The 26019-nt window shown below is 66.3% G+C and carries 24 protein-coding genes and 1 other RNA gene; 10 read left to right on the top strand and 15 right to left on the bottom strand.

What is annotated here, in order from left to right; genetic code table 11:
* Positions 1-53 precede the first annotated feature (53 nt).
* Positions 54-593, top strand: coding sequence for a GNAT family N-acetyltransferase (locus tag AC1DOP_RS04680; protein WP_477250055.1), 540 nt, complete (start codon positions 54-56; stop codon positions 591-593).
* Here the strand turns inward: AC1DOP_RS04680 and glpK are convergent.
* Both glpK and rnpB read right to left on the bottom strand, forming a co-directional pair.
* A complete protein-coding gene (gene glpK / locus AC1DOP_RS04685) occupies positions 590-2083 on the bottom strand; it encodes a glycerol kinase GlpK (RefSeq protein WP_477250116.1) in 1494 nt (497 codons plus the stop codon). The genes AC1DOP_RS04680 and glpK overlap by 4 nt on opposite strands.
* Positions 2084-2100: 17 nt before the next feature.
* Positions 2101-2445, bottom strand: an RNA gene (gene rnpB / locus AC1DOP_RS04690) — RNase P RNA component class A.
* Positions 2446-2638: 193 nt separating this feature from the next.
* Here rnpB and AC1DOP_RS04695 point away from each other — a divergent pair.
* Positions 2639-4348, top strand: a complete 1710-nt coding sequence (locus AC1DOP_RS04695; RefSeq protein WP_477250057.1) for a thiamine pyrophosphate-binding protein — start codon at positions 2639-2641, stop codon at positions 4346-4348.
* A gap of 45 nt (positions 4349-4393) precedes the next feature.
* On the opposite strand, the gene AC1DOP_RS04700 is transcribed toward AC1DOP_RS04695, so the two are convergent.
* Positions 4394-4600, bottom strand: coding sequence for a hypothetical protein (locus AC1DOP_RS04700; RefSeq protein WP_442122198.1), 207 nt, complete (start codon positions 4598-4600; stop codon positions 4394-4396).
* 273 nt (positions 4601-4873) lie between these two features.
* Between AC1DOP_RS04700 and ftsY the strand changes: the two genes are divergently transcribed.
* From ftsY to rpoH, 4 genes are all read left to right on the top strand, one after another.
* Positions 4874-6118 (top strand): signal recognition particle-docking protein FtsY, encoded by a 1245-nt coding sequence (gene ftsY, locus AC1DOP_RS04705; protein WP_442122197.1) that lies wholly within the window; start codon positions 4874-4876, stop codon positions 6116-6118.
* A 6-nt stretch (positions 6119-6124) separates the two neighbouring features.
* Entirely contained in the window at positions 6125-6784 is a 660-nt protein-coding gene (locus AC1DOP_RS04710; RefSeq protein ID WP_442122196.1) for a cell division ATP-binding protein FtsE, read from the top strand.
* Positions 6781-7701 (top strand): permease-like cell division protein FtsX, encoded by a 921-nt coding sequence (gene ftsX, locus AC1DOP_RS04715; RefSeq protein ID WP_442122195.1) that lies wholly within the window; start codon positions 6781-6783, stop codon positions 7699-7701. The genes AC1DOP_RS04710 and ftsX overlap by 4 nt, the downstream gene beginning before the upstream one ends.
* 442 nt (positions 7702-8143) lie before the next feature.
* Positions 8144-9034 carry an RNA polymerase sigma factor RpoH gene (gene rpoH / locus AC1DOP_RS04720; RefSeq protein ID WP_442122194.1) on the top strand — a complete coding sequence of 297 codons (891 nt, stop codon included), beginning with the start codon at positions 8144-8146 and terminating at the stop codon, positions 9032-9034.
* A 76-nt stretch (positions 9035-9110) separates the two neighbouring features.
* On the opposite strand, the gene AC1DOP_RS04725 is transcribed toward rpoH, so the two are convergent.
* From AC1DOP_RS04725 to AC1DOP_RS04745, 5 genes are all read right to left on the bottom strand, one after another.
* The gene (locus tag AC1DOP_RS04725; protein WP_477250060.1) at positions 9111-10940 is read right to left on the bottom strand and encodes a hypothetical protein; all 1830 of its coding nucleotides are present in this window, start codon (positions 10938-10940) and stop codon (positions 9111-9113) included.
* The gene (locus AC1DOP_RS04730; protein ID WP_477250062.1) at positions 10937-12799 is read right to left on the bottom strand and encodes a hypothetical protein; all 1863 of its coding nucleotides are present in this window, start codon (positions 12797-12799) and stop codon (positions 10937-10939) included. Before AC1DOP_RS04730 ends, AC1DOP_RS04725 begins: the two co-directional genes overlap by 4 nt.
* A gap of 106 nt (positions 12800-12905) precedes the next feature.
* A complete protein-coding gene (locus AC1DOP_RS04735) occupies positions 12906-13556 on the bottom strand; it encodes a DUF4082 domain-containing protein (RefSeq protein ID WP_442122191.1) in 651 nt (216 codons plus the stop codon).
* Positions 13557-13649: 93 nt separating this feature from the next.
* A complete protein-coding gene (locus AC1DOP_RS04740) occupies positions 13650-14534 on the bottom strand; it encodes a dienelactone hydrolase family protein (protein ID WP_477250064.1) in 885 nt (294 codons plus the stop codon).
* A 29-nt stretch (positions 14535-14563) separates the two neighbouring features.
* Positions 14564-15046: a winged helix-turn-helix transcriptional regulator gene (locus AC1DOP_RS04745; protein ID WP_477250066.1), complete on the bottom strand. Its 483-nt coding sequence runs from the start codon at positions 15044-15046 to the stop codon at positions 14564-14566.
* 112 nt (positions 15047-15158) lie between these two features.
* Here AC1DOP_RS04745 and AC1DOP_RS04750 point away from each other — a divergent pair, with 112 nt between their 5' ends.
* Both AC1DOP_RS04750 and AC1DOP_RS04755 read left to right on the top strand, forming a co-directional pair.
* A complete protein-coding gene (locus AC1DOP_RS04750; RefSeq protein ID WP_477250068.1) occupies positions 15159-15818 on the top strand; it encodes a glutathione S-transferase family protein in 660 nt (219 codons plus the stop codon).
* Positions 15819-15899: 81 nt separating this feature from the next.
* Positions 15900-17819 carry a DUF4214 domain-containing protein gene (locus AC1DOP_RS04755; RefSeq protein ID WP_477250070.1) on the top strand — a complete coding sequence of 640 codons (1920 nt, stop codon included), beginning with the start codon at positions 15900-15902 and terminating at the stop codon, positions 17817-17819.
* Positions 17820-17829: 10 nt separating this feature from the next.
* On the opposite strand, the gene AC1DOP_RS04760 is transcribed toward AC1DOP_RS04755, so the two are convergent.
* On the bottom strand, positions 17830-18297 hold the full coding sequence (locus tag AC1DOP_RS04760; RefSeq protein WP_442122186.1) for an MgtC/SapB family protein: 468 nt from the start codon (positions 18295-18297) through the stop codon (positions 17830-17832).
* Between the two features lie 63 nt (positions 18298-18360).
* Positions 18361-19116: an SDR family NAD(P)-dependent oxidoreductase gene (locus tag AC1DOP_RS04765; protein WP_442122185.1), complete on the bottom strand. Its 756-nt coding sequence runs from the start codon at positions 19114-19116 to the stop codon at positions 18361-18363.
* Positions 19117-19237: 121 nt separating this feature from the next.
* Here AC1DOP_RS04765 and AC1DOP_RS04770 point away from each other — a divergent pair, with 121 nt between their 5' ends.
* The gene (locus tag AC1DOP_RS04770; RefSeq protein ID WP_442122184.1) at positions 19238-20158 is read left to right on the top strand and encodes a LysR family transcriptional regulator; all 921 of its coding nucleotides are present in this window, start codon (positions 19238-19240) and stop codon (positions 20156-20158) included.
* Between the two features lie 9 nt (positions 20159-20167).
* On the opposite strand, the gene AC1DOP_RS04775 is transcribed toward AC1DOP_RS04770, so the two are convergent.
* A complete protein-coding gene (locus AC1DOP_RS04775) occupies positions 20168-20584 on the bottom strand; it encodes a DUF2141 domain-containing protein (RefSeq protein ID WP_477250072.1) in 417 nt (138 codons plus the stop codon).
* Between the two features lie 33 nt (positions 20585-20617).
* On the opposite strand from AC1DOP_RS04775, the gene AC1DOP_RS04780 reads away from it, so the two are divergent.
* The gene (locus AC1DOP_RS04780) at positions 20618-21166 is read left to right on the top strand and encodes a sterol desaturase family protein (RefSeq protein WP_442122182.1); all 549 of its coding nucleotides are present in this window, start codon (positions 20618-20620) and stop codon (positions 21164-21166) included.
* On the opposite strand, the gene crtB is transcribed toward AC1DOP_RS04780, so the two are convergent.
* The 4 genes from crtB to AC1DOP_RS04800 are packed head-to-tail and all read right to left on the bottom strand — an operon-like array spanning position 21051 to position 26018.
* A complete protein-coding gene (gene crtB, locus AC1DOP_RS04785; RefSeq protein WP_477250074.1) occupies positions 21051-22031 on the bottom strand; it encodes a 15-cis-phytoene synthase CrtB in 981 nt (326 codons plus the stop codon). The two genes, AC1DOP_RS04780 and crtB, sit on opposite strands and share 116 nt — an antisense overlap.
* A complete protein-coding gene (locus AC1DOP_RS04790) occupies positions 22028-23542 on the bottom strand; it encodes a phytoene desaturase (protein ID WP_442122180.1) in 1515 nt (504 codons plus the stop codon). Before AC1DOP_RS04790 ends, crtB begins: the two co-directional genes overlap by 4 nt.
* Complete coding sequence (crtY, locus tag AC1DOP_RS04795; protein WP_477250077.1) at positions 23539-24714, bottom strand: lycopene beta-cyclase CrtY; 1176 nt, start codon at positions 24712-24714, stop codon at positions 23539-23541. The genes AC1DOP_RS04790 and crtY overlap by 4 nt, the downstream gene beginning before the upstream one ends.
* Positions 24711-26018 (bottom strand): glycosyltransferase, encoded by a 1308-nt coding sequence (locus tag AC1DOP_RS04800; RefSeq protein ID WP_442122178.1) that lies wholly within the window; start codon positions 26016-26018, stop codon positions 24711-24713. Before AC1DOP_RS04800 ends, crtY begins: the two co-directional genes overlap by 4 nt.
* Position 26019 lies beyond the last annotated feature (1 nt).

Raw genomic sequence — 26019 nt, forward strand, 5'->3', positions numbered from 1 at the left:
ACCATGTAGGCGCGATGCTATGATGAAATTATTTCAACTCAACGCTCCCTGTCATGAACCAGCTGCATACCGGCCATTTCCTGCTCCGTCCTTTCGCCGCAGCGGACGCATCAAGCTTCGCCGAAGCCGTGCGCGAGTCGATGGCCAGCGTCGGCCAGTGGATGAGCTGGGCCCACGCCGGCTACACGAAAGACGAGGCATTGTCCTGGTTCGACTTCTGCGATGGGTCCCGGGCCGCCGGCAGCGCCCACGAATTCGGCATCTTCCTGGAGGACGGCGTGACCCTGGTCGGCGGCGCCGGCCTGAACCAGTTCAACACCGTGAACGGCTTCTGCAACCTGGGCTATTGGGTGCGCGCCTCGCAGCAGCGCCGGGGCGCGGCGCTGGCCGCCGTCCACCTCCTGGCGCGGCATGCCTTCGACGCCTTGAAACTGTCACGCGTCGAGATCGTCATCGCGGACGGCAACCTGCCCAGCCTCGCGGTGGCGCGTAAAGCAGGTGCTGTCCACGAATGCCTGGCGCGCAACCGCCTGCAGCTGCACGGCGGGCCGGTCGCTGCGCACGTATTGTCGCTGGTGCCCGAACAGGATTAATGCTGCGCGGGCTCGGCCCAGCTCTTCGCGTGCGCCACCGCCCGCGCCCAGCGCGCCATCAGCTCCTCGCGGCGCGCGGCCGGCATCTGCGGCTCGAAGCGGCGCTCGGCCTGCCATTGCGCCGCGATCTCCTCGCGTGAAGACCAGAAGCCGACCGCCAGCCCGGCCAGGCAGGCCGCGCCCAGCGCCGTGGTCTCGGTGACGCGCGGACGGATCACCGGCACGCCCAGCAGGTCGGCCTGGAACTGCATCAGCATGTCGTTGCGGGCCGCGCCGCCGTCGGCGCGCATTTCGTGCACTGCCAGGGCCGCATCCCTCTGCATCGCCGCCAGCAGCTCGGCGCTCTGGTAGGCGATGGCTTCCACCGCGGCGCGCGCGATATGGGCGGCCGTGGTCCCGCGCGTCATGCCGACGATGGTGCCGCGCGCGTAGGCATCCCAGTGCGGGGCGCCGAGGCCGACGAAGGCCGGCACCAGCACCACGCCGCCGCTATCGGGCACGGACAGGGCCAGGGCTTCGACGTCGGCGGATTGCTTGATGATGCCGAGGCCGTCGCGCAGCCACTGCACGGTGGCACCGCCCATGAAGACGCTGCCCTCCAACAGATAATCGGTACGGCCGCCGACGGTCCAGCCGACCGTCGACAGCAGGCGGTTGTGCGACACCGGCGGCACGTCGCCCGCGTGCATCAGCATGAAGCAACCGGTGCCATAGGTATTCTTGACCATGCCGCGCCGATGGCAGGCCTGGCCGAAGGTCGCGGCCTGCTGGTCGCCGGCGATGCCGGCCAGCGGGATCGCGCGGCCGAACCACGCTTCGTTCGTCAGCCCGACCTGCTCCGAGCTGGACACCACTTCCGGCAGCATCGAAGCCGGCACGCCGAACAGGTCGAGCAGTTCCGGATCCCAGCGCAAGCTGTTGATATTGAAGAGCATGGTGCGCGAGGCGTTGCTCACGTCCGTCACGTGGCGTCCGGTCAGCCTGAAGGCGAGCCAGCTGTCGACGGTGCCGAAGGCCAGTTCGCCGCGTTCGGCGCGCGCCCGCGCGCCCGGCACGTTGGTCAATAGCCATTGCAGCTTGGTGGCGGAAAAGTAGGCGTCGACCTCGAGGCCGGTCTTGCGCTGGATGAGGGGCGCGTGGCCGGCCGCGCGCAGGGCGTCGCAGCGTTCCGCCGTGCGGCGGTCCTGCCAGACGATGGCGTGGCACAGCGGCTCGCCGGTCCGGCGGTCCCAGACCACCGTGGTTTCCCTCTGGTTGGCGATGCCGATTGCGGCCACCTCGGAGGCGGCCACGCCGCTCTCCTTCAGCACCTCGCGCGCGCAGGCGAGCTGGCTGTGCCAGATGTCGAGCGGGTCGTGCTCGACCCAGCCGGGCTGGGGGAAATGCTGGGGGTATTCGTGCTGGGCGGTGGCGGCCACCTGTCCCTGGCGGTCGAACAGGATGGCGCGCGAACTGGTGGTGCCCTGGTCGAGGGCGAGGATGTATTCCATCGTCATGACCGAATCGTGTGTAAAGCAGGCCGATAGGCCGGATTCTGTGTAGTGGTCTCCCTTGCGGGACGCCCCTATGACAGCCATTCCTCTAGGCGCCGAATTACTCCGGCGCTCAAGCTTCCTACCCGCACGCTCCGCGAGCAACATCAACGCGTGCCTATTTGGAATTGCTCCAGGTGGAGGTTACCGCGTTTCACCGTAACTTAATACGCTCGTCTCTGTGGCCCTATTCCTCGCCTTATACCGGCTTACACCGGCTTTCGACGGACGGCCGTTAACCGTCACCCTGCTCTATGGAGTCCGGACCTTCCTCCCGCCAGCACCTTGCGGTGCCGGCCAGCGGCTGTCTGGCCTGCTTCACGGCGGGCATTGTAACCGATTTAGAGAGTGCCCCCTCCAGCCGGCGCTGCACCTGTCTTATTTCGGCCTCACGGGCGGCTTCGTCTGAAGCACCTCTGCGATTTCTGTAATTTTGTGTCGCCATTTCAAAAGCCGCCTCCGAAGCGCTCGCATAGAATGTCCGGATAGCAAAATCTATAAGGATGACGCACCATGACCCACCCCTCCCGCAGCGGCGGCCAGATCCTGGTCGATGCACTCCAGGTCCACGGCGTGGACACCGCCTTCGGCGTCCCCGGTGAAAGCTACCTCGACGTGCTCGACGCCCTGCACGATTCGAACATCCGCTTCGTGATCAACCGCCAGGAGGGCGGCGCGGCGTTCATGGCCGAGGCCTACGGCAAGCTGACCGGCAAGCCCGGCATCTGCTTCGTCACCCGCGGCCCCGGCGCGACCAATGCCTCGATCGGCGTGCACACGGCCTTCCAGGATTCGACGCCGCTGATCCTCTTCATCGGCCAGGTCGGCACCGACTTCATGGACCGCGAAGCCTTCCAGGAAATCGACTACCGCCGCATGTACGGCCAGATGGCCAAGTGGGTGGCGCAGATCGACCGCGCCGACCGCATCCCCGAATACATCGCGCGCGCCTTCCAGGTCGCGACCAGCGGCCGTCCGGGCCCGGTGGTGCTGGCGCTGCCGGAAGACATGCTGATCGCGCAGGCGGAAGTGGCGGACACCCGCCGCTACCAGCCAGTGCAGGCCTCGCCTGCGGCAAGCCAGATCGACACCCTGCGCGGCATGCTGAAGGAAGCGACGAAGCCGCTGCTGCTGCTGGGCGGCGGCACCTGGAACGAGCAGGCCTGCGCCGACGTGACCAAGTTTGCCGAGGCGAACGGCCTGCCGGTGGCCTGTGCCTTCCGCTTCCAGGACCTGCTCGACAACGAGCACCCGCACTACGTCGGCGACGTCGGCATCGGCATCAATCCGAAGCTGGCCGCGCGCGTGAAGGAGGCCGACGTCCTGATCGCCTTCGGCCCGCGCCTGGGCGAGATGACGACCAGCGGTTATTCGCTGCTGACGTCGCCGGTGCCGAAGCAGCGCCTGGTGCACATCCACCCGGATCCTCAGGAACTGGGCAGCGTCTACCAGGCCGAGCTGATGATCGCCGGCGGCGCGCCGGAAACCGCGCGCATGCTCGCGGCGATGGAGCCGGTGGATTCGTCCGCCTGGCGCCACACGATCGAGGAGGCCAGGGCCGAGCTGCGCGCCTGGCAGCAGCAGCCGGCTATCTTCCAGGATGGCACGCATTCATCCCGCCCTCCGCTCGATCTCTGGCAGCTGGTACAGGACCTGCAGGCGGCCCTGCCCCACGACACCATCATCACCAACGGCGCCGGCAACTACGCGACCTGGGCACACCGTTTCTGGCGCTACGGCGCGATGCGCACCCAGCTGGCGCCGACCAGCGGCGCGATGGGCTATGGCGTGCCGGCCGGCGTCGCGGCGAAGATCGTCGACCCGCAGCGCACCGTCGTCACCTTTGCCGGCGACGGCGAATTCATGATGACCGGCCAGGAACTGGCGACCGCCGTGCAGTACCGCGCCGGCCTGATCCTGATCGTCTTCAACAACAATATGTTCGGCACCATCCGCATGCACCAGGAACGCGAGTATCCGGGCCGCGTGTCAGGCACCGAGCTGCACAATCCGGACTTCGCGGCGCTGGCCGAGGCCTATGGCGGCCAGGGGGAAGTCGTCTTGAAAACCGCCGACTTCGCGCCGGCTTTACAGCGCGCGGTGGCGTTCACGAACGAGAAGAAGCTGCCGGCGGTGATCGAGCTGCGTTATGACGGCAATCTGATTACGCCGGGGGCGACGCTGGAGACGATTCGGAAGAATGCCGAGGCGGCCAAGAAATAAGGGCCGTTGGCGTTTTAGGGCGCCGGAACGACGTGCTTAGGCTGGCTAAATCCCAGGGTTGTCCAACCCCAGCTCCGCCGGCCAGGGCACCGGCGTATCCAGCGCGCTGCGCGGACCCGAAGGATGGGTCAGGAAAGCAGCCACCAGCGCAATGAATACCCAGACGACGATATTGCGCAGCGAGGCTGCGTTACCGCCGGTAACTTCGTCTCCGGAAATAAGCCGCTTGAGGTACCTGGACAGGATCTTCACGATGAGCCCTTGGGGAAGGATTCTTTTATAGACATTCGCAATCTATATGATTCGCCGCCGTTTTTCCAGCAAACGTATTGATATACGAACTGATGAGCGGCATTCTAGCGACAATATAGATGAGGCGTCGCACATCTGGCGTCCGTATTTCGGGTTAGGCGGGCGGCCGGTATGGAAGAGGCTTTGCCGCAACGCTCTGGTAGAATACCGTGATCGTTGACATGCCCGGAATTATCGGGCATATGCATGCAGTTCCCCTCCCCGACTACATCCATGTTTAGTTTCTTCAAAAAGAAAAAGCCTGAAGCCGAGACGCCTGTCCAGACCGAGTCCGCTGCTGCCGAACCGTCCACGGCCGCCGAAGCGCCTGCGGAAGCGCCCGCCCAGCCGGGCTTCCTGCGCCGCCTGTTCGGCGCCAGCGACGACACCTTCGTTCCCGCACCCGAGACCGCCCCCGAGACCGCGGCCGAGTCCGAGCCGGAAGCGCCTGCCGCGCGCGAGGCCGAGGTTCCCGATCCCGTCGCCACCCAGATTGCCGAGCAGGCCGCCGTCATGTCGAACGGCTACGAAGGCCAGCTCTTCCCCGAGACCGCCGAGCGTCCGGGCAACGAGGCCGAGAAAAAGAAATCCTGGATGGCGCGCCTGAAGGCCGGCCTGTCCAAGACGTCGAGCAACCTGTCCCTGCTGTTCGTCGGCGCGCGCATCGACGAAGACCTGTACGAAGAGCTGGAATCGGCCCTGCTGATGTCGGACGCCGGCATGGACGCCACCCAGTATCTGCTGGACAACCTGCGCCGCAAGGTCAAGGAAGACAAGCTGCTCGACGCCGCCGCCGTCAAGGCCGCGCTGAAGGAGCTGATGGTCGACCTGCTGCGTCCGCTGGAAAAGCCGCTCGAACTCGGCCGCCACGAGCCGCTGGTGATGATGATCGCCGGCGTCAACGGCGCCGGCAAGACCACCACCATCGGCAAGCTGGCCAAGCACATGCAGCGCTTCGAACAGTCGGTGCTGCTGGCCGCCGGCGACACCTTCCGCGCCGCTGCCCGCGAGCAACTGATGGTCTGGGGCCAGCGCAACAACGTCACCGTGATCTCGCAAGCTTCGGGCGACCCGGCCGCGGTCGCCTTCGACGCGGTGCAGTCGGGCCGCGCGCGCGGCGTCGACGTGGTCATGGTCGACACCGCCGGCCGCCTGCCGACCCAGTTGCACCTGATGGAAGAGCTCAAGAAGATCAAGCGCGTGATCGGCAAGGGCATGGAAGACGCTCCGCACGAAGTCCTGCTGGTCATCGACGGCAACACCGGCCAGAACGCGCTGGCCCAGGTGAAGGCCTTCGACGACGCCCTGAACCTGACCGGCCTGGTGATCACCAAGCTGGACGGCACGGCCAAGGGCGGCATCCTGGCCGCCATCGCGCGCACCCGCCCGGTGCCGGTGTACTTCATCGGCGTGGGCGAAAAGCTGGAGGACCTGCAACCCTTCAGTGCCGACGAGTTCGCCGAGGCGCTGCTGGGGTAAGGCCAGATGATCGAATTCCAGTCCGTCTCCAAAAAATATTCCGCCGACGCACTTGCCCTGAACGATGTTTCGTTCAGCATCGGCAAGGGCGAACTGGTCTACCTCGCCGGCCCGTCCGGCGCCGGCAAGTCGACCCTGCTCAAGATGATCGCCGCCGTCGAGCGTCCGACCAACGGCAGCGTGGTCGTCAACGGCCAGGACATCGGCAAGCTCAAAAAGGCCGGCGTGCCCTTCCTGCGGCGTAACCTGGGCGTGATCTTCCAGCAGCAGCGCCTGCTGAACGACCGCAGCATCCTCGCCAACACGATGCTGCCGCTGATCGTCACCGGCGCATCGACCGCCCAGGCCGAGCAGCGCGCCCGCGCCGCGCTCGACAAGGTCGGCCTGCTCGACCGCGCCAAGGCGATGCCGCTGGAACTGTCCGGCGGCGAGCAGCAGCGCGTGGCGATCGCCCGCGCCATCGTCAACCGTCCGCAGATCATCCTGGCCGACGAGCCGACCGCGAACCTCGACCGCGCCGCGGCCGACCGCGTGATCGACGCCTTACGCGCCTTCAATGCCGTCGGCGTGACCTGCATGATCTCGACCCACGACGAACAGATCCTGGACGCCGCCGCGCGCGTGATCCGCCTCGAGCATGGCCAGCTGGTGGGAGGTGCGGCATGAACATCTGGTTCCGCCAACACCGCTTCGCCCTCGGCGCCGCTTTTGCCCAGGTGCGCAAGTCGCCGGGCAGCTTCCTGTTCAACGTGCTGGTGGTGTCGCTGGCGCTGACCCTGCCCTTCGCCGGCCTGACCCTGCTCGACAACGTGCGCCCGATGTCGGAACAGCTCTCGGTCGATCCCGAGATCAGCCTGTTCATGAAGACGGACGCCACCCGCGAACAGGCGCAGGCGCTGGCGCCGCAGCTGCAGCGCATCCTGGCCGGCAGCCACGCGAAGATCAGCTTCACGCCGCGCGAGCAGGCGCTGGACAACCTGAAGGCCAAGAGCGGCCTCGCCGACGTCATCGAGACCCTGGGCGACAATCCCCTGCCCGACAGCTACGTGATGAAGCTGCAAGGTTTTACCAGCAGCGCCGACGCTGCCCGCATCGACGGCATCGCCGATCAGCTGCAGGCGCTGCCGGGCGTGGACTCGGTGCAGGTCGACTCGGCCTGGGTGAAGCGCCTGGCCGCCCTGCTGGGCGTGCTGCGCCTGGTGCTGCTGCTGCTGGCGATCACCCTCGGCGTGGTCGTGATCGCGGTGGTGTTCAACACCATCCGCCTGCAGGTACTGACCCAGCGCGACGAGATCGCCGTCTCCAAGCTGCTGGGCGCGACCGACAACTTCATCCACCGCCCCTTCTACTACACGGGCGCCCTGCTCGGCCTGTGCGCCGGCACGGTGGCGCTGGGTGCGGTGGCGCTGGCCCTGCGTCCGCTGAACGCGTCCATCGCCGAGTTCGCCCGCCTGTACGCATCCGAATTCCAGCTCGTGCCCTTGTCGGCGCTGGGTTTGGCAGGCTTGCTTGCCATCAGCGCCGGACTCGGGCTGGTGGGCGCGATGCTGTCGGTGCAGCGGCATCTGGCGCGCCTGAATTAATTATTCTTTCGCTAACTCGGCCGCTGTTCGCCAGAAAAAACCGCGGCCGAGGCGGGGAATACGCCTACAAACGTAAGTGCGCCACTTCACAGACCCCATATCATGTGGGGGCCTAACCTGTCTTCTACCAAGTTCAAATCGTAAGAGCGTCACGTTTGACCTCCGTCAACCGTAGCGCTCTCACCTGCTCTACAGTTGAACCAAAGCCACAAAATCAATTCTTTAGAGCAATACTTTAGCAGGACTTAAGGACGTCGTCGGGGATATGGTGGCGGCTAGCACTCACCTCAAGAGAGTGCTAATATTACGTCAGTACTCAACGGAAGTGGCTCAAGAGCACACCGTTCGCATCCCGTAACAAACCGTAAAATTTGCGCCTTCGGGGCGATTTTGCGGTCAAATTGACGATGCAGCACAGATTATTCTACGAGGGAAAATGACTATGTCCGCACAATCCGCATTGGTTCCCGCTGGCACCCGTGCTCTGGGACTGGGTTTCACTGGCAATCTCGGCAACATCGACGCCTATATCTCGGCCGTCAACCGTCTGCCGATGCTGTCCCACGAGGAAGAGGTCTCGCTGGCAAAGAGCTTGCGGGACAAGAATGACCTGGACGCCGCGCAGAAGCTGGTGATGTCGCACCTGCGCCTGGTGGTCTCGATCGCACGCGGCTACCTCGGCTATGGTCTCCCGCACGCCGACCTGATCCAGGAAGGCAATATCGGCCTGATGAAGGCAGTGAAGCGCTTCGACCCGAACCAGGGCGTGCGCCTGGTGTCGTACGCCATGCACTGGATCAAGGCCGAGATGCACGAATACATCCTGAAGAACTGGCGCCTGGTGAAGGTCGCGACGACCAAGGCCCAGCGCAAGCTGTTCTTCAACCTGCGCAGCAACAAAGTGGGCCTGGATGCCATGTCGCCGCAACAGGTGGCCGACATGGCCCAGATGCTGGGCGTCAAGCGCGAAGAAGTGGTCGAGATGGAAACCCGCCTGTCGGGCCGCGACATCGCGCTGGAAGCGCCGACCGACGACGAAGACGACAAGTTCTCGCCGATCGCCTACCTGTCCTCGGACCAGCAGGAGCCGACCAAGGTGCTGGAAGCCAACGACACGGTGCGCCTGCAGTCGGAAGGCCTGGAAACCGCCCTGGGCAAGCTGGACCCGCGTTCGCGCCGCATCGTGGAAGCACGCTGGCTGGCCAACGACGACGGCTCGGGCGCGACCCTGCACACGCTGGCCGAAGAGTTCGGCGTGTCGGCCGAACGCATCCGCCAGATCGAAACGGCGGCGCTGAAGAAAATGAAAACGGCGCTGGCGGCTTACGTGTAATTTGCCGGCGCAGCAGTAAAAAGCGCCTTCGGATCAATGCCAGTCAGCTAAGCTCACTGGCATTTTTTTTACTGAATCAAAACGATGCGCCACCCGCAACTGCGCCGATTGCCTGGCGCACGCTATGGCGCCGTCCGGCAACCAATCGCAGTTCCGACTCCTGCAATTGCGTTTCGCGTGTCAGCGTGTCGATGTGCGCTTCCAGTTCATCGACATGCATCGTATCGAGGTCCAGGCCGACCTGCTGGACGGCATAGGCCAGCAGATTGCGCTCGTTCGGCCGGTAGCCATCCTTGCCGCTTTTGAGACCCATCACGACCACCCCATGCAGAGCGCCGCGGTGGCACATCGGTAAAACCAGCTCACCCAATTCGGAAACGCCTTCAAGGCAGTTGCAGTTGGGATCCCGTTCGAGGGCTGCACGCTGGATCGGGTCCAGTGCCAGCACCGGCTGGGCCCGTCGCAAGGTAGAGACTGCCAACCGCAGGCCGCCATCGCGCGCCAGATAGACCGCCGCCCCGGCGCCTCGGCTGAAACGGTCCAGGGCCGTCACCAGCGCGGCCAGCAGCGCGTCGATCGAAGTGAAATGAACCGCACGGCGCACGAATTCCTGCAGCGCCTTGTCGCGCTCATGGGCGGCCTGGAACAACATGTGTTCTACCCATAGCTCAACCTTGTCATGAATGTGGTGAAGCAGGAAGAGCACGGGCAGCATCACCAATATCTCCAGCACTCTGGGCATGAACCCGAGTGGCATCTCGGGTCCCCGAAATTTACCGATCTCGTGGTCGACCAGACCGAACAGGAAAAGCACCAGCACACTGGCGACGCTTACCACCGTTATCTGGCTTGACAGTGTATGCGGGTCGAATTCAAAGACGCGATGGCGCAGAACCGCATAGAACAAGATGCAGTACATGACCAGCAGACCGCCGAAGCTGGCCATGACGGTGAAATGTACATCGCGGTAACCGGCGTCCAGCATGGGCACCTGTGTCAGGGCCGAAGGCAAGGCTCCGCAAGCGAAGGCCAGCAGCAGCCACTTGTGGCGTATGCGCAGGTTGCCGCGTGATTGGCGCATGCCGTCGACCAGGCTGGCCACGCCGAGCGCCAAACCACCTGCGACGCAGGCCTGGACCAGTAGCGACAGTCCTGGCGCATCTTTCCCCAGTCCAAACCACAAGGCGTATGCGCTGCCGGCGATCGCCAGCATCCGGTACCAGGGAAAAATGCGCCGCAACAAGCGACGGAGTGGCGTTGGATCGTAGGGCTGATAGGCCAACGCGAAGCTGGCGACGAAGTACCAGATCAAGCCATAGCTCATCATGTTGATGAGCTTACCTGCAGCAAATAACGGTCCCGACAAGTAGTTGAATGTGTAGAAGGCGTTCAGACTCAGGACCAGGAAACACAGCGCAAGCTGGCGGTAGCTGCGTTCCACAGGCTTGAGCCAGCCGATCATCAGACAGAACAACAGGGCGGGGACGCTCAGCAAGAAGCGTCCCAAGAAGTCGAAATAGTCGGCAAATGGCACGCGTACCGCTTGCGCCCTGATCGTAACTGTGCGTACCTGGCCGGCGTCGTACATGCGCAGCGTTACCGGTTCGCCAATGCCGAACCTGCGCCAGCGATCGAGCGGACGTTCGAAGACGATCTCTCGTCCGGAGCACCTGTTTTTCCCCAACTGTTGCGGGTCTGGTTCAAGGACACACAGGCGGTGCTTGTCGTGACCCCATGGGCCGAGGTGGCCAGCGCCATCGAATTCGATACCGATATCGCCTTGATAGCCGCTGCGCAGCGGTCCGAATGCGCTGCCGATCTCACCGTACAGCAGAACCACGACGCTCGCCACCAACAGGGCGATCAGGCGCTTCCAGGCCGTCGTGGACAAGGAAGGAAGTATCATTGAGCTGCCTCCATGCCTGAGTGCTGCAAATGCGCGGATCGCCGGCCCAGCATCGTCAGCAAGGCAGCACGCTGGCGCACGTTCTCCACTTCCAGCGCGCGTGCCTTGCGTTCGAGTTCCGCGATATACAGCGTGCGCAAGTCCAACCCGATCTGGTTGACCGCCTTGGCAAGCGCATCGACTTCGTCCCGGCGGTACCCGGCACCGCCGGCTTTGCACCCCATGAGGACGAAACCCAGCAAAACGCCGCGCCGGCACATCGGCAAAGCCAGGTCGATGCCGACGTCCGCCAGCGTCTCATTGCCTACCGGCGCCTGGTCGCCGCACAGCGCGACCACCAGCTCATCGTTGGCGCCATAGCTGGCCGGAACACCCGCCAGCGTTGCACCGGCCAATTCGAAGTCGCAGTCGTGCCGTCGCAGGTAAACCGCCGAACCAGCCTGTTCGCTGAACCGATCGAGTTCGGCCAGCAACGAGGCCAGCAAGCTAGGCACTTCGGTGATTCGACTGGCACCGGCAACATAGGCATGCAGTTGCTTCTCGTTGGCTTCCCAGCGCCGCAGAAGCAGGTGGCCGAGGCCCTGCTTGAGCTTTTCGTGCGTCAGATGGAACACCAGGTAGACCACAATGGCAGGCACCGCTTCAATTATCTCTGTCCACCACTGTGGGTGACGGCCGGGTAGCAATTTGGCGTCAACGATATCATCTGCCAGCGACTGGAGCACCAGGAAGAGCGCCAGCAGCAGGAAACTGCTTATCCCCTTTACCGTCAGCCGGCTCATCACGTAACCGAAATCGAACACGCGATGTCGCAGTGTGGCGTAGAGCAACATCACGTACATCGCCAACTGGCCGGCAATGAAGGTCACGATCCGCACACTGGCGCCGAAGCCGATGGCTTGCAGTATTGGAACAGTGGTAAGCAAGGGTGGAACACTGCCGAAGCTCAGCGCAACAAGCAGCCACAGGTGGCGCTGGCGGATGTCACCAGTACTGTTGCGCCAGCCGTCGACGAGACTGAGCAGGGCCAGGGCAACGCCGCCGCAAAGCAGAGCCTGTGTATAGCCCGACAGGAAAGGCATGTCGTAGCCGCAGGCGAAAACAAAGGCGAAAACCGCTCCCGCCAAGGCAAATCCTTGGTACGCCGGCGCGAAGGCGCGCAGCCAGCGCCGCAACCGGGTCGAGGCGTAATCCTGGTAATGCATGACGAAGCCGATGTAGCAAAACAGGATCAGGTCAAAGACCGTCAGCTGCACCACTTTAGCCAAGGTCGCAAGGAGACCGGGCGGCGCCAGGGTGAAGGAATAGAACAAGGAGCTGCCCAGCATCAGGAACATCATGGCCAGGCAACGGTAGGCGTAGCCGACCGGCTTGCGCAGCGCTATCAGCAGCGCGAACGACAAAGCGAATATGCTGATCGTCAACCGTCCCCAGTAATCGACCAGCCCCATGGCCGTCAAAATCCCGGGTTTGGCCTCGATGGTGAGCGCATCGACTTTGCCCGCATCGGGCCGCGTATCGTGCACCTTGCTCAGCGCGACCGCTTCGTTCGCGTGGAATACGCGCCAGCGATCCAGGAGGTGTGCGAAACGGATATGGTCACCGCCGCGCAAGGGCGGTTTGGCGCCCGCTGCAGGAGAGTCGGCATGAGGCTCGTCGATCTTGATTGTATAGCTGCCGCCGCCGTCGGGCGCGGCGCCGTAGCGGCCGAGCATGTCGATACCGGTATAGCCGACTTCGCCGTTCAACAGGACCCGGGTGCCGTTATATGCCTCGACGCCCACCAGTGCGGCCATCCCCAGCGTCAGAATGGCAATCAAGACTTTCCACGACAGAGCGGGCAGCTGGACGAGCGGCATAAGCACCTCCACAGCGGTCTGAAAATGATGCGCCTGCCTGATTACGCTGGCAATCGACCTTATGTGGATGAGCGGTATATTTACAACGGCCGGGCGCCTTTGCTTTTTAAGCCCTGGCTTGGCGAACCCACCTGCGCATCGCGGCCAGCATTCCCGCACCCAGGCACAATAAACCCAGCGAGGCCGGCTCGGGCACCTGCGCCGGCGGCGGGTCGAACTGGTGGCTGGACACCGTCGCGTGGAGGAAATTCTGGCCGTAGGCTTCGTTGGGATTCGAGAAGCCCATACCGAGGCCGCTGCGGACATAGCCGGGGACCACGCCCACGCCATTCCCGACGATGCCGTTCAGGTAGTCGGTGGCATCGGTCTTCATGGTGCCGGCCACGCGATAAGTACCTTTGGTGAGCACCAGGTCGTCCAGTTCAGTCAGGTACCAGATCGCCGTTCCCTGCGCGCTCGGCACGCGGGTGCTGGCACTGTCGACGGTGACGCTGGCCAGCAGCGTGCCCTGCTCGTTCCACAATCCCACCGTGTGGCTGCCGGTGAGGCCGTCGCCTTCGGCATCCATCCAGCCCAGGCCGTCGATGGTGATGGCGTCCGTGACCGTGAACGCGGTGCCGGACGTGTAATTGGAAGCGCCGTGGCTGGTGGAGTAGGTGGAAGACTTGCTGGCGTCGATCAGCAGGCTTGCCTGGCTGGTGCCGGACAGCAGGGATGCGGCGCAGAACAGGCCGATACTCAGGGTGCGAAGTGTCATGAAACGTCCAATCAAAAGTGATATTTGAAAGACATCATTGAAACAAATCGCACCCCAAAAAGCTTCCCCCCGGCAAGGGGGATTTCTGCCGTTTCAGCCCAGCTTTTCCTTGAAGAAGGCGACCGTCCTGCCCCACGCCAGCTTGGCCGCCGCCTCGTCGTAGCGCGGCGTGGTGTCGTTGTTGAAGCCGTGCTCGGCGCCGGCGTAGACGAAGTGCTGGTAGTGCACCTTGTTGGCCTGCAGCGCAGCCTCGTAGGCGGGCCAGCCGGCCAGGATGCGCTCGTCCTTGCCGGCGTCGTGGATCATCAGCGGCGCGCGGATGCGGGCGACGTCGGCGGCTTGCGGCTGCGAGCCGTAGAAGGGCACGGCGGCCGCCAGGTCGGGGATCTGGGTGGCCAGGTAATTCGCAATGCCGCCGCCCCAGCAGAAGCCGACCACGCCGACCTTGCCCGTCCCCTGCGGCAGCGTGGCCAGCGCATGCGCGGCGGCGACGAAATCGGCGCGGGTCCTGGCCTGGTCCAGCTTGGGGAACAGGGCCCGGGCCTTGTCCTCGTCGCCGGGATAGCCGCCCAGCGGGGCCAGCGCGTCCGGGGCGTAGGCGATGAAGCCCTCGAGCGCCAGGCGGCGCGCGATGTCTTCGATGTGCGGGTTCAGGCCGCGGTTTTCGTGCACCACCAGGATCGTCGGCAGCTTGCCCTTGGCGTTCGCCGGCATCGCCAGGTAGCCGCGCACCGTGCCGTAGCCCTGCGGCGACGGAAACTCCTGGTAGCTGGTCTTGATGCGGGCGTCGCCGGCGGCCGCCAGCGGCGCCGCGAACGAAGGAGACAGCTGCGCCAGCAGGGTGGTGGCGGTCGCGCCGCCCACCGCATAGCGTCCGGCCCGCGCGAGGAAATCGCGGCGCGACAGGCGGCCGTGCACGTAGCCGTCGAAAAGCTTCAGTACTTCGGGGTCGAAATCCGCCGCGGTCAAACGCTTCATGTCCTGTCTCCCTTGTTAAAAAAGCCAGTCTAACGCATTGCATTCTCGTACGCCGCCTGCAGCTCGCCGAACACCGAGCGTTGCGGACGCGGTGCGCCGAGGTGCAGGTGCCGCAGTTCTTCCATGAAGGCCTCCCACAGCGCCGGCCCGCCCTGCTCCAGCAACTCCGCGCGTACCGACAGCTCATGGCTGGCAGCCGTGTGCCGCCGGCCCCAGGCCGCCATCTGCGCCAGCAGGGGGAGCAGCTGGATGGCCGGCTCCGTCAGGCTATAGATGCCTTTCTGCCTGTGCTGGGGGTCCGGCCGCCGCGTCAGCAGGCCGGCGGCCACCAGCCGCTTGAGGCGGTCGGCCAGGATGTTCGACGCGATGCCCTCCTCGCTCTGCGCAAGCAGGTCGCCATACGTGCGCCGGTTCCCGAACATGAGGTCGCGGATGACGATCAGGCTCCAGCGGTCGCCCAGCTGTTCGAGCGTCAGGTTGATCGGACAGCCCGACCGGCTTGCCTGTGACATCGCCTTCTCCCACACAATCTGCTTGCAATGTGCAAGATGATAAAGTATCTTTTATCCACTTGCATTTCGCAAGTGGTATCCCACCCACCTCACTGATGAAAGCGGTCCAACCATGTCGCTCGCCCTCTACGGTCATCCCTTTTCTTCATACACCCAGAAAGTGCTGATCGCACTGTACGAAAATGCCCTGCCATTCGAGTTCCGCTGCATCGGGCCGGACACGCCGCAGCATGTGGGCGAATGGCTGCGCCGCTGGCCGCTGCGCAAGTTCCCGCTGCTGGTGGACGGCGAGCGCGACGTGGCCGAGACCAGCATCATCATCGAATACCTGCAGCTGGCCAATCCGGGACCGGTGCGCCTGCTGCCGGCCGATGCGATGGCCGCGCTGGACGTCCGCTTCCTCGACCGCTTCTTCGACCTGCACGTGATGTCGCCGGTCCAGCACGCGGTGGGCGGCGCCCTGAGCGGCGATCCGGACAAGCGCCGCGAAGGCCTGGCGCATGCGGCCGAAAAGCTGGAGTGGGCCTATGCCTGGCTGGAACAGCGGCTCGAAGGCCGGACCTGGGCCGCGGGCGACGGGTTCAGCCTGGCCGACTGCGCCGCCGCGCCCTCGCTGTTCTACGCCGACTGGGTTCACCCCATCTCCGCCGACTACCCGGTGCTGCGCGCCTACCGTTCGCGCCTGCTCGGCCGGCCCTCCTTCGCCCGCGCGGTGGAAGAGGCGCGCCCCTACCGTCCCCTGTTCCCGCTGGGCGCGCCGGACCGCGACTGATCGGGTGCGCGCGGTGAGAAAGCGCGCATCTTTCCCATATGGCAATACGGTATCGTGTCGGTTTCCCAGCAAGGAGACGCCGTGGCCATATCCGCAAACCTCAGCGGTTCGATCCGCATCGACGGCACGCCCGCCAACGACACCCTGAAGGGCACGCTGTCCGACGAGGACATCCACGGCGGCGCCGGCGACGATGACCTCATCGGCAACGGCGGCAACGACCTGCTCGACGGCGGCCCCGGCGACGACTACCTGGTCGGCGGCAGCGGCAACGACACCCTGCTGGGCGGCGACGGCGACGACCTGCTGTTCGGCCAGGGCGGCAACGACAGCTTCGACGGCGGCAGCGGCCTGAATATCATGGTCGGCGGCAAGGGCGACGACCACTACGAGATCCACGACCGCCGCGACCTGGTGCTCGACCTCGGCGGCCACGACAGCGGCACCATCCACGCCGACTGGTACAAGACCAATCCCGACATCGAGGACTGGACCTGGGCGCCCGGCGTGCAGAAGCTGCCCTACTGGATCGATGCCCTCGTGTTCGACGGCGCCCCCTTCCTCGACGGCGTCCTCGGCGGCAATCGCGTCATCGGCTATGCCTTCGCGCAGACCTCGCCGAGCTTCTTCGACGACGACGACAAGAACGGATTCAAGCCTTTCAACGCCGACCAGATCACGTACACCAAGGCGGTGCTGGCCTACATCGAGACCTTGATCAACGTGCACTTCGTCGAGACCACCGACACCGAAGCGCTCGGCACCATCGTCTTCGCCAACAACCAGCAGGAAGATTCGGCCGGCTACGGCTATACGCTGCAGCCGACCCGGGCGGGGTCGCGGGTGATGGTCGACTCCACCCAGCTGGCGCTCTCGCCGAATCTCGACAGAGGCGCCGAATTCATGCGGGTGGTCACCCACGAGATCGGCCACGCGCTGGGCCTCAAGCATCCCTTCGCCGACGCCGACGCGACCGGCAACAGCGGTCCCGGCCCCTACCTGCCGCAGTCGGAAGACCATGTACTGTACACGGTGATGAGCTACACCGGCATCGAGCGCAATCCCGGCCAGTTCAGCCCCCTCGACGTCGCGGCCCTGCAGTATCTGTACGGCCCGGCCAGTAACTACCACGGCGGCGACACCCGCTACACCATCGGCCGCGACTACCTCATGATCGGCGACGGCGGCGGCAACGACACCATCGACGGTTCGGCCCAGACCGAAAACCTGACCCTGTCGCTGGAAGCGGGCTACTGGAGCTATGCCGGCACCAAGGCGGCGACCATCACCGCGCGCGGCCAGATCACGATCGACATCGGCTCGGTGATCGAGAACGCGATCGGCGGCGCGGGTAACGACAGGATCACCGGCAATGCGGTGGCCAACAGCATCGCCGGTGGCGCCGGCAACGACACGCTGGGCGGCGCCGGCGGCGACGACCGCCTCGACGGCGGCGCGGGCCTCGACACGGCGGTGTATGCGGGCGCGCGGGACGGCTACACGATCGCGCGCAACGAGGCCGGCATGACCGTCACCGACAAGAGCGGCGCCGAAGGCAGCGACACCCTTGCCGGCATCGAGCGCCTGCTGTTCGCCGACGGCGCGCTGGCCTTCGACACCGACGGCGTCGCCGGCCAGGCCTACCAGTTGTACGCGGCCGCCTTCGACCGCGTGCCCGACCTGGCGGGCCTGGGCTACTGGCTCGGCGTGATGGACCGCGGCGCTTCGCTGGTGGACGTGGCGACGGCGTTCACGAAGGACACCGAATTCACGAAGATGTACGGCGCCACCCGCAGTGCCGAGGACTTCCTGACCAAGGTCTACGAGCACATGCTGCACCGGGCGCCGGATCCGGCCGGCTACGCTTACTGGCTGCAGGTGCTGAAGAACGGCGCGACCGAAGGCCAGGTGCTGGCCGGCGTCAGCGAGGGCACGGAACTGCACGCCCTGCTGGTCGGGCAGATGCAGGACGGGATCGCCTACCTGCCCTACGGCGCCTGAGCGGCGCCGCCTACTCCTTGTCCTTGCGCCGCAGCAGGGACAGGATCACGAAGGCGAACACCGCGCTGACCACCGCCGTGGTCTCGCGGCCCATCCCGGCCGCCACCCCGATGGCGGCGGTCAGCCACACGCTGGCGGCCGTGGTCAGGCCCTTGATATCGTTCCGTTCGCGCAGCTTGAGGATGGCGCCGGCGCCGAGGAAGCCGATCCCCGCCGTCACGCCCTGCAGCACCCGCGACAGGTCCTCGGTCCGCATGCCGGCCTGCAGCGGAATCAGGATGAACAGCGCCGAGCCGAGCGCCACCAGCATGTGGGTGCGCTGCCCGGCCGAGGCGCCGACCGACTCGCGCTCGTAGCCGAGCAGGCCGCCGAGTCCCACCGCGACGATCAGGCGCACGACCACGCGGGTGATGTCTTCGGCGTTGCCGAGGTCCGAGAATTCCTCCTGTATCGTGCGCCAGCTCTGCTCCCACCACATGCGGTCCTCCCCGAGAAATTCCGCACATGATGCCAGCCGGGCCGTTTCGGCGACGCACGCGGATCAGATCTGGGCCTGGCCACCGTCGACGAAGAGTTCGGCGCCATTGACGAAGGAGGCGTCGTCGGATGCAAGGAACACCGCGGCTTTCGCGATCTCGTCCGGCTCGCCGACGCGGCCCAGCGGGATCTGCGAGGCCATGTAGTCGAGCAGGCCTTGCTGCTGCCGGGCGTCGTCGCCGGCCAGTTCGACCAGGCCGGGGGTGCGGGTGGCGCCCGGGCTGATGGTGTTGATGCGGATGGCGCGGTCCTTCAGGTCGAGGATCCAGTTGCGGGCGAAGGCGCGCACCGCGGCCTTGCTGGCGGCGTAGACGCTGAAGGCCGGAGTCCCGGAGCTGCCGGCGGTGGAGCCGGTCATGATCACCGAGGCGCCTTTCGACAGCAGCGGCAGGGCCTTCTGCACGGTGAACAGGGTGCCCTTCACGTTGCGGCCGAAGGTGTCGTCGAACTGCTCTTCGGTGATCTCGCCGATCGGCAGCATCGAGCCGCCGCCGGCATTCGCGAACAGGACGTCGATGCGGCCGTAGCGTTCGCGGATCTCGTCGTACAGCTTGTCGAGATCGCCCAGCCTGCTGGAATCGACGCGCAGGCCCAAGGCGTCGTGGCCGATGGCGTCCACCGCGGCATCCAGTTCGGCCTGGCGGCGTCCGGTGACGATCACTTGCGCGCCTTCGAGGGCGAAGCGCTTGGCGGTGGCCAGGCCGATGCCGCTGGTGGCGCCGGTGATCAGGGCGATTTTGTTGTCGAGTTTGCGGATCATGATGTTCTCCTTTGCTTGATGGGTCGGTTGGGTCAGTCGATGTGAAGCATGGTACCGATGACCGGGGCCATTTAAAATAGCAATCATCACAAACCATCGTTGCATATTTGGAGGTATGTAGATGTCGACCCTGCCCGATTTCGAAGGCCTGGCGATGTTCGCCAAGGTGGCCGAGGAGCGTTCCTTCGCCGGCGCCGCACGCGCCCTGAACGTGTCGGTGGCGACCGTGTCGCGCGCCGTCGCCCGGCTGGAAGAGCGGCTCGGCGCGCGCCTGCTGAACCGCACCTCGCGCCAGCTGGCGCTGACCGAGTTCGGCAACATGATCGCGGAGAGCGCCCTCAAGGTGGTACGCGAAGCCGAAGCGGCGGAAGCGGCCGCGCGCGAGACGTCGGCGAGGCCGCGCGGGCTGGTGCGGCTGTCGGTGCCGATGTCCTTCGGCCTGCGCTGGGTGGCGCCGCTGATGCCGGCATTCTTCAGGGAATATCCGGAAGTCTCGGTCGACCTGCACCTGAGCGACGCCCAGGTCGACCTGGTCGGGCAAGGCTTCGACGCCGCCCTGCGCATCGCCGTGCTGGCCGATTCCTCCCTGGTGGCGCGGCGCCTGAGCCCGGTCGCGCCGCTGGTGGTCGCCTCCCCCGCCTACCTGCGGGAGCACGGCACGCCCGAGCATCCCTCGGACCTGGCCCGGCACGCCTGCCTGGGCTATGCCTACCGCGCGCGCAACGACGTCTGGCGCTTCACCAACGCCGCCGGCGAGGAGGTCAGCATCAGGCCCAACGGCCCGCTCAGGGTGACGAATGCCGACGCCCTGATGCCGACCGTGCTGGACGGCCTGGCGATCGCGGAATTCCCGGAATTCATCTGCGCCGACCAGGTGCGCGACGGCCGCCTGGTGCCGATCCTGAAGGACTGGACCCTGCCGCGCGGTGGACTCTATTTCGTCACACCCTCGGCGCGCACGCGGCCGGCCAAGGTCGAGGCGCTGTCCGAGTTTTTCGTGCGCCACCTGGGCAGGCCGGACTGGCGGATCGTGGACTGGTAGCCTGCGTTTTCAGTGCAGCCTGACCGCGGCCACCGTCACCTCGTCTTTCACTTCGATGGCCGCGTCGTCGAAGCCCGGCGGCCCGAACTTGCCGCGGGCATCCCGGCTGAAACCGTAGTTCTCCTTCGGGATGCCGATCAGGTTGCGGTCCAGTTCAGCATTCTCGTTCTCGTCCTGGTAGGCCAGCACGGCCCAGGTCCCCTTCGGCACGCCGGACACCGCGATCACGTTCTCGCCCTCGCGGGCCGGCATCGATGCGGAATAGGCGCAATGCTTGAGGAAGCGTTCCCTGTCGCAGACGGCGACGTTGATCCTGCCCTTGCCGGCAACGACGCCCGAGACGTGGACTTCGACCGTGGCCGCCGAGGCGCAGGCGGCGGCGCCCAGCAGCAGGCAGCCGGACAGCAACTGGATGAATCGGGTCATGCGTTTCCTTTCTTGTATGGTAGGCTGGTTCACATGCTGCTCGATGCCTTCATTCTCATCCTTACCGTGGTCCTGATGGAAGTGTTTTCCATCGTGGCGCACAAGTACGTGATGCACGGCTTCGGCTGGGCGTGGCACCGCTCGCACCACGAGCCGCGCAGCGGCTGGTTCGAGAAGAACGACCTGTACGCCGTCGTGTTCGCGGGCGTGGCGATCGCCCTCATTTACGCCGGCGCCACCCTGGGCCACCATCCGCTGGAATGGATCGGCGCCGGCATGACGGCCTATGGCCTGCTCTACTTCGTGGCCCACGACGGCCTGGTGCACCAGCGCTGGCCCTTCCGCTACGTGCCGCGCAGCGGCTACCTGAAGCGCCTCTACCAGGCCCACCGCATGCATCACGCGGTGTCGGGCAAGGACGGCGCGGTGTCCTTCGGCTTCCTGTATGCGCCGCCGGTCGAGGCCCTCAAACGGCGCTTGCATGCGCTGCACCAGGGGCCGCTTCGGCGGCGCCACCCGGACGCTGCCACAGGCCGGCCGGACGCGTCTGCAGCGCATTCGCGCCCGCCAGACGCGAACTGAGGGCCTGCCCTCCTCCCTCCGCCAGCAGGCGCAATTTGGTCGCCTTCGAGGTGCCCGCGCGCTCATCCCAGGCATGCGCGCCGCGGCGCTTCACCACGATGCCGATCTGCCGGTATACCTTGCGCGCGGTGGCGATCGCCCAGGCCGAACGTAGCGGCAGCGCGACGATGCCGCCGAGGGCCGAGGCGTAATACGGCTCGGCGTGATCGACCAGGCGCGCGGCCAGCTTCGCCAGCGCCGGACGGTGCCGCGGCAGCGCGAGTTCGTCGCGGGGGATGCCGGCTTCGCGCAGCCACTGGGCCGGCAGGTAACAGCGCCCTATCTCCGCATCCTCGACGATGTCGCGGGCGATGTTCGTCAGCTGGAACGCCTGGCCGAGGTCGCAGGCGCGATCCAGTACGCGCGGCTCGCTCACGCCCATGATCGAGGCCATCATCAGGCCGACCACGCCGGCCACGTGGTAGCAGTAGCGCAGGGTGTCGTCGATGCTCTCGTAGCGCGCGCCCTCGACGTCCATCGCGAAGCCGGCCAGGTGGTCGAAGGCGAAGCGCTGTGGAATATGGTGGCGCAATGCCACTTCCTGGAAGGCGGCGAAGGCCGGGTCGCGCATCGTCTCGCCGGCATAGGCGCGGCGGGTCTGTTCGCGCAGGCCTTCCAGCTTGTTTGCGGCATCCGGCTGTTCGCTCGGCGCCGCATTGAAGCCCAGCTCCTGGCCGTCGACCACGTCGTCGCAATGGCGGCACCAGGCGTACAGCATCAGCACGCTGCGCCGGGTGGCCGGGTCGAACAGCCTGGCGGCGGCGGCGAAGCTCTTCGAGCCGACTTCGATGGCCTGGGTGGCGTGGTTCAGCAGCCCGTCGTTCATACCCGCACTCCTTCCTGCATCTCCTTCAGCATCAGGCCGGCCGTGGCCTTGGCCGAACCGATCACGCCCGGCACGCCGGCGCCGGGATGGGTGCCGGCGCCGACCAGGTAGAGGTTCGCCAGCGCGGCATCGCGGTTGTGCGGACGGAACCAGGCGCTCTGGGTCAGCAGCGGTTCGAGCGAGAACGCCGATCCATGATGGGCGTTGAGCTGGTCGCGGAAATCCAGCGGCGTGAAGATGCGGCTGGTGACGAGCTGGCTGCGCAGGCCCGGCATGTAGCGCCGCTCCAGGTAGTCGAAGATGCGCTCGCGGTACTTCGGCCCCTCCACTTCCCAGTCGATCGGCGCATTGCCGAGGTGGGGCACCGGCGCCAGCACGTAGTGGCTGCCGCAGCCCGGCGGCGCCAGCGAGGGATCGGTCACGCAGGGGGCATGCAGGTAGAGCGAGAAATCCTCGGCCAGGGTCTCGCCATGGAAGATGTCCTTGATCAGCTCGCGGTAGCGCGGGCCGAAGCACACCGTGTGGTGGCGCAGCTGGCTGTGGTGATGGTCGAGGCCGAAGTACAGCACGAACAGCGAATTGCTGAAGCGCTTCTTGCGCAAGGCCTCACCCTGGGCCTCCCCGCGCGGATGCCCGCCCAGCAGCTTGGCATAGGTGTGGACCACGTCGGCATTCGAGGCCACCGCATCGGCATCGAACCGGCGGCCATCCTCCAGGCGCACGCCGCGCACGCGTCCGGCGCCGGTCTCGATTTGGGCCACCGCCGCGTTCAGTTCGATGCGCCCGCCGATGTCCTCGAACAGGCGCACCAGGCCGCGCACCAGGGCGCCGGTGCCGCCGCGCGGGAACCACACGCCCCACTCGCGTTCCAGCGCGTGGATCAGCGTGTAGATCGAGGACGTGGCGAAGGGATTGCCGCCCACCAGCAGCGAGTGGAAGGAGAAGGCCTGGCGCAGCTGCTCGTCCTGGATGAAGCGCGACACGATGCCGTACACGCTGCGCCAGGCCTGCAGGCGCGCCAGCTGGGGGCCGGCGGCCACCATGTCGCGGAAGGACAGGAAAGGCACGGCGCCCAGCTTCAGGTAGCCTTCCGCGAACACCGCCTTCGAATAGGCCAGGAAGCGCCGGTAGCCCGCCACGTCTTGCGGATTGCGCGCGTGGATCTGGCGGTCCAGGGCTTCCTGGTCGTTGGCGTAGTCGAAGTGGCTGCCGTCTTCCCAGCACAGGCGGTAGAACGGCGACACCGGCAGCATCTCGACATAGTGTTCCATGCGCTTGCCGGCCAGCGCGAACAGCTCCTCGATGCAGGAGGGGTCGGTGATGACGGTGGGGCCGGCGTCGAAGGTAAACCCCTGGTCTTCGTACACGTAGGCGCGGCCGCCCGGCTTGTCGCGCTTTTCCAGCAGCGTGGTCTGGATGCCGCGCGCCTGCAGGCGGATGGCCAGGGCCAGGCCGCCGAAGCCGGCGCCGATGACCACCGCGCGGCGCGGTTCGATATTCCGTGCGTTCATTCTGCTCTTCCGATCTGGTGAGGGTAGATCTTGCAGGCCGCAACGAAAGCCTGCTTCAGCGGCACCGGCGGCTTGCCGGACAGGAGACGCGCCTTGTCCTGCAAACTCAGGCGGCCGGCATAGAAATGCTCGATCAGGGAGGCCGGCAGGCGGTAGAAGCGCTGCATCACGCGCCAGCGGTGGTCCGGGCTGCCGGCCAAAAACAGCATGCGGTTGAGCAGCCGGAAGAAGCGCTGGCGCCGCCATTCCGTCTGCGCTTCGCCGCGGATCGCGGCGAACAGGGCCGCCGCGCACAGGTCGCCCAGGCCGGCAATGCGCTCGCTGAGCCGCACCGCATGCGGCAGCGAGTAGCCGGTGGTCGAGTGGAACAGTCCGGCGCGCAGGCCCACGCTGGGCTGGCCGGCCAGGTCGTCCCAATAGGCGTCGAAGTCGCCCGCCAGCACGATCGGCAGCCTGCCCTCTTCCTCGCGCAGCAGTTGCGCGATCCGCCAGCCGCGCGCCCGCGCATAGGCGCCGATGTTGGCGCGCAAGCGTTCGGGTTCCCAGGCGGCGCTGTCGACGTAATGCGTGTCCTCGATCAGCAGGCGCTGCGCATCGAAGGGCAGCACGTAGACGAATCGGTAGCCACCCTGTTGTCCCACGCTCGCATCCATGATGATGGGCGCGGTCAATCCATGCGGTTCTTCCAGGCGCACTTCCTGGCCGAGGAAGGTCTGCCAGCCCAGCGCGAGGCGCGGGCTGCCGCGCATGCCGCGGCCGTCGATGACAGCGCGCGCTTCCAGCACCTCGCCGTCCTCCAGCCTGACCCGGCTCGGGCCGACACTGGCAATGCGCACGCCCAGGCGCAGGCCTGGGCCGAGGGCCGGCTCGATCGTGCGGGCGAAATCCTCGGAGGCGATACTGGCGTAGCCGCCTTCGAGCGTGCGGCTGAATTCCGGGAACACGACCTCATGGCGCGGCCAGCGGCGCGAGACCAGCGGCGCGATCCAGGCCTGTTGCGCGGCGTCGAGGTCGCCGTCATGGAAAGACCAGGTGTGGTTGCCGCCCAGGCGTTCGCCCTGCTCCAGCAGCAGGATGCGCAGTTCCGGCCTGTGCCGGGCCAGGCGCCAGGCGATCAGGCCGTTGGCCAGGCCGCCGCCGGCCAGGATCAGGTCCCAAGGCGCGGCTTTCATGCCGGGGCGCCCGCCCGCGCCATCCTGTCCTCGCTGCGGCGCAGGCGCACGGCCGCCTCGACGATGTCGGCGGCGCGCGACGTACCGCCGGCGCGGGCCAGGCTGACCCTTTGCTCGTCGAGGCGGACGCCGAACTGCGGCTCCTCGAACAGGCGCCGCAGCTGGCGGGCGATGGTGGCGGCGCCGGCCAGGCGCGCCGATGCGTGCAGGCCGATCCCGGCGTGCAGGATGCGGGCGGCGGTGCCCGGCTGGTCGAAGGTCACCGGCATTGCCAGCAGTGGGGTGCGCGCCTCGACCGCATCCATCACGGTATTGATGCCGGCATGCGAGACCACCGCGTCGGCGCGCGCCAGCGCTTCCCGCTGCGGCGCGAAGGCACAGACCGCGGTGGCGCCGGCGCGCAGCAGCGCTGCTTCCCGGGCCGCATCGAGGCCGCCGCAATGCGCGACCAGCAGCTGGGCGTCGAGCCGGCGGCACGCCCTGGCGACGCGTTTGAAGATGCCGAATCGATGGCCCTGCAGGGTACCGAGGGAAGCGAACACGAAGGGCCGGCCGCTGTCCAGTTCCGGCAAGGGCGTCGGCGCCGCGGCGCCGGCGTCGCCGGGCGCGCGCAGCGGCCCCACATGGTGGAAATGCGGCGGCAGCGCGCGGCGCGGGAAATCGAAGGCTTCGGTGGTCTGGCTGATCTGCGCCAGCGGCGACAGGCACTCATGCAGGCCATCGCGCGCGGCGATGCCCAGCCGGCGCGACTCGGCCTTGATGACTTTCCGGTGCGGACCCATCATCCAGTCGTAGACGCGGGTGCTGCCTTCCACCACCTGATGCCCGCGTTCGCTGTAGTCATACGCGAACGGCATCACCGCCAGCGGAATGCCGGGTTCGCGGTTGACCGGCATGGCGCAGGCCACCGAGACGAAAGGCAGGCCGAGCGCTTCGGCCACCATGCCGCCGGCCGCCTCCATCTGGTCGGCGATGACGACGTCGATCTGCAGCGCGTCCAGCGCGGCGGGCAATTCGCGGCACAGCATTTGCGTACCGCGCCCCATGTCGAGGATCACCTGGCGCAAGCCCAGCGGACCGCCTGGACTGGCGGCGCGCCGCAAGGAGGCCGCCAGCGAACCGGGTGGATGGGTGACGTGGCCGAGCGAGTGGAAGCCGAGGCGGCGGTTCTTCAGGTAGATGGCCGCGTCCGGCCGCTGCAGGAAAGTCACGCGGTGGCCGCGCCCGACCAGTTCGAGGCCGAGCGCCGCCAGCGCGCTGAAGTGGCTGTAGAACGCCGGTGCGACCACGCCGAAGTGGGCCATG

This window comes from Massilia sp. 01N410 (genome assembly GCF_056399665.1).

What these genes read in the sequence shown, in the direction of transcription:
- AC1DOP_RS04680 (WP_477250055.1), top strand. Translation starts at nt 54, where the DNA reads ATGAACCAGCTGCATACCGGCCATTTCCTGCTCCGTCCTTTCGCCGCA.
- glpK (WP_477250116.1), bottom strand. Translation starts at nt 2,083, where the DNA reads ATGGAATACATCCTCGCCCTCGACCAGGGCACCACCAGTTCGCGCGCC.
- AC1DOP_RS04695 (WP_477250057.1), top strand. Translation starts at nt 2,639, where the DNA reads ATGACCCACCCCTCCCGCAGCGGCGGCCAGATCCTGGTCGATGCACTC.
- ftsY (WP_442122197.1), top strand. Translation starts at nt 4,874, where the DNA reads ATGTTTAGTTTCTTCAAAAAGAAAAAGCCTGAAGCCGAGACGCCTGTC.
- AC1DOP_RS04710 (WP_442122196.1), top strand. Translation starts at nt 6,125, where the DNA reads ATGATCGAATTCCAGTCCGTCTCCAAAAAATATTCCGCCGACGCACTT.
- ftsX (WP_442122195.1), top strand. Translation starts at nt 6,781, where the DNA reads ATGAACATCTGGTTCCGCCAACACCGCTTCGCCCTCGGCGCCGCTTTT.
- rpoH (WP_442122194.1), top strand. Translation starts at nt 8,144, where the DNA reads ATGTCCGCACAATCCGCATTGGTTCCCGCTGGCACCCGTGCTCTGGGA.
- AC1DOP_RS04725 (WP_477250060.1), bottom strand. Translation starts at nt 10,940, where the DNA reads ATGATACTTCCTTCCTTGTCCACGACGGCCTGGAAGCGCCTGATCGCC.
- AC1DOP_RS04730 (WP_477250062.1), bottom strand. Translation starts at nt 12,799, where the DNA reads ATGCCGCTCGTCCAGCTGCCCGCTCTGTCGTGGAAAGTCTTGATTGCC.
- AC1DOP_RS04735 (WP_442122191.1), bottom strand. Translation starts at nt 13,556, where the DNA reads ATGACACTTCGCACCCTGAGTATCGGCCTGTTCTGCGCCGCATCCCTG.
- AC1DOP_RS04740 (WP_477250064.1), bottom strand. Translation starts at nt 14,534, where the DNA reads ATGAAGCGTTTGACCGCGGCGGATTTCGACCCCGAAGTACTGAAGCTT.
- AC1DOP_RS04745 (WP_477250066.1), bottom strand. Translation starts at nt 15,046, where the DNA reads ATGTCACAGGCAAGCCGGTCGGGCTGTCCGATCAACCTGACGCTCGAA.
- AC1DOP_RS04750 (WP_477250068.1), top strand. Translation starts at nt 15,159, where the DNA reads ATGTCGCTCGCCCTCTACGGTCATCCCTTTTCTTCATACACCCAGAAA.
- AC1DOP_RS04760 (WP_442122186.1), bottom strand. Translation starts at nt 18,297, where the DNA reads ATGTGGTGGGAGCAGAGCTGGCGCACGATACAGGAGGAATTCTCGGAC.
- AC1DOP_RS04765 (WP_442122185.1), bottom strand. Translation starts at nt 19,116, where the DNA reads ATGATCCGCAAACTCGACAACAAAATCGCCCTGATCACCGGCGCCACC.
- AC1DOP_RS04770 (WP_442122184.1), top strand. Translation starts at nt 19,238, where the DNA reads ATGTCGACCCTGCCCGATTTCGAAGGCCTGGCGATGTTCGCCAAGGTG.
- AC1DOP_RS04775 (WP_477250072.1), bottom strand. Translation starts at nt 20,584, where the DNA reads ATGACCCGATTCATCCAGTTGCTGTCCGGCTGCCTGCTGCTGGGCGCC.
- AC1DOP_RS04780 (WP_442122182.1), top strand. Translation starts at nt 20,618, where the DNA reads ATGCTGCTCGATGCCTTCATTCTCATCCTTACCGTGGTCCTGATGGAA.
- crtB (WP_477250074.1), bottom strand. Translation starts at nt 22,031, where the DNA reads ATGAACGACGGGCTGCTGAACCACGCCACCCAGGCCATCGAAGTCGGC.
- AC1DOP_RS04790 (WP_442122180.1), bottom strand. Translation starts at nt 23,542, where the DNA reads ATGAACGCACGGAATATCGAACCGCGCCGCGCGGTGGTCATCGGCGCC.
- crtY (WP_477250077.1), bottom strand. Translation starts at nt 24,714, where the DNA reads ATGAAAGCCGCGCCTTGGGACCTGATCCTGGCCGGCGGCGGCCTGGCC.
- AC1DOP_RS04800 (WP_442122178.1), bottom strand. Translation starts at nt 26,018, where the DNA reads ATGGCCCACTTCGGCGTGGTCGCACCGGCGTTCTACAGCCACTTCAGC.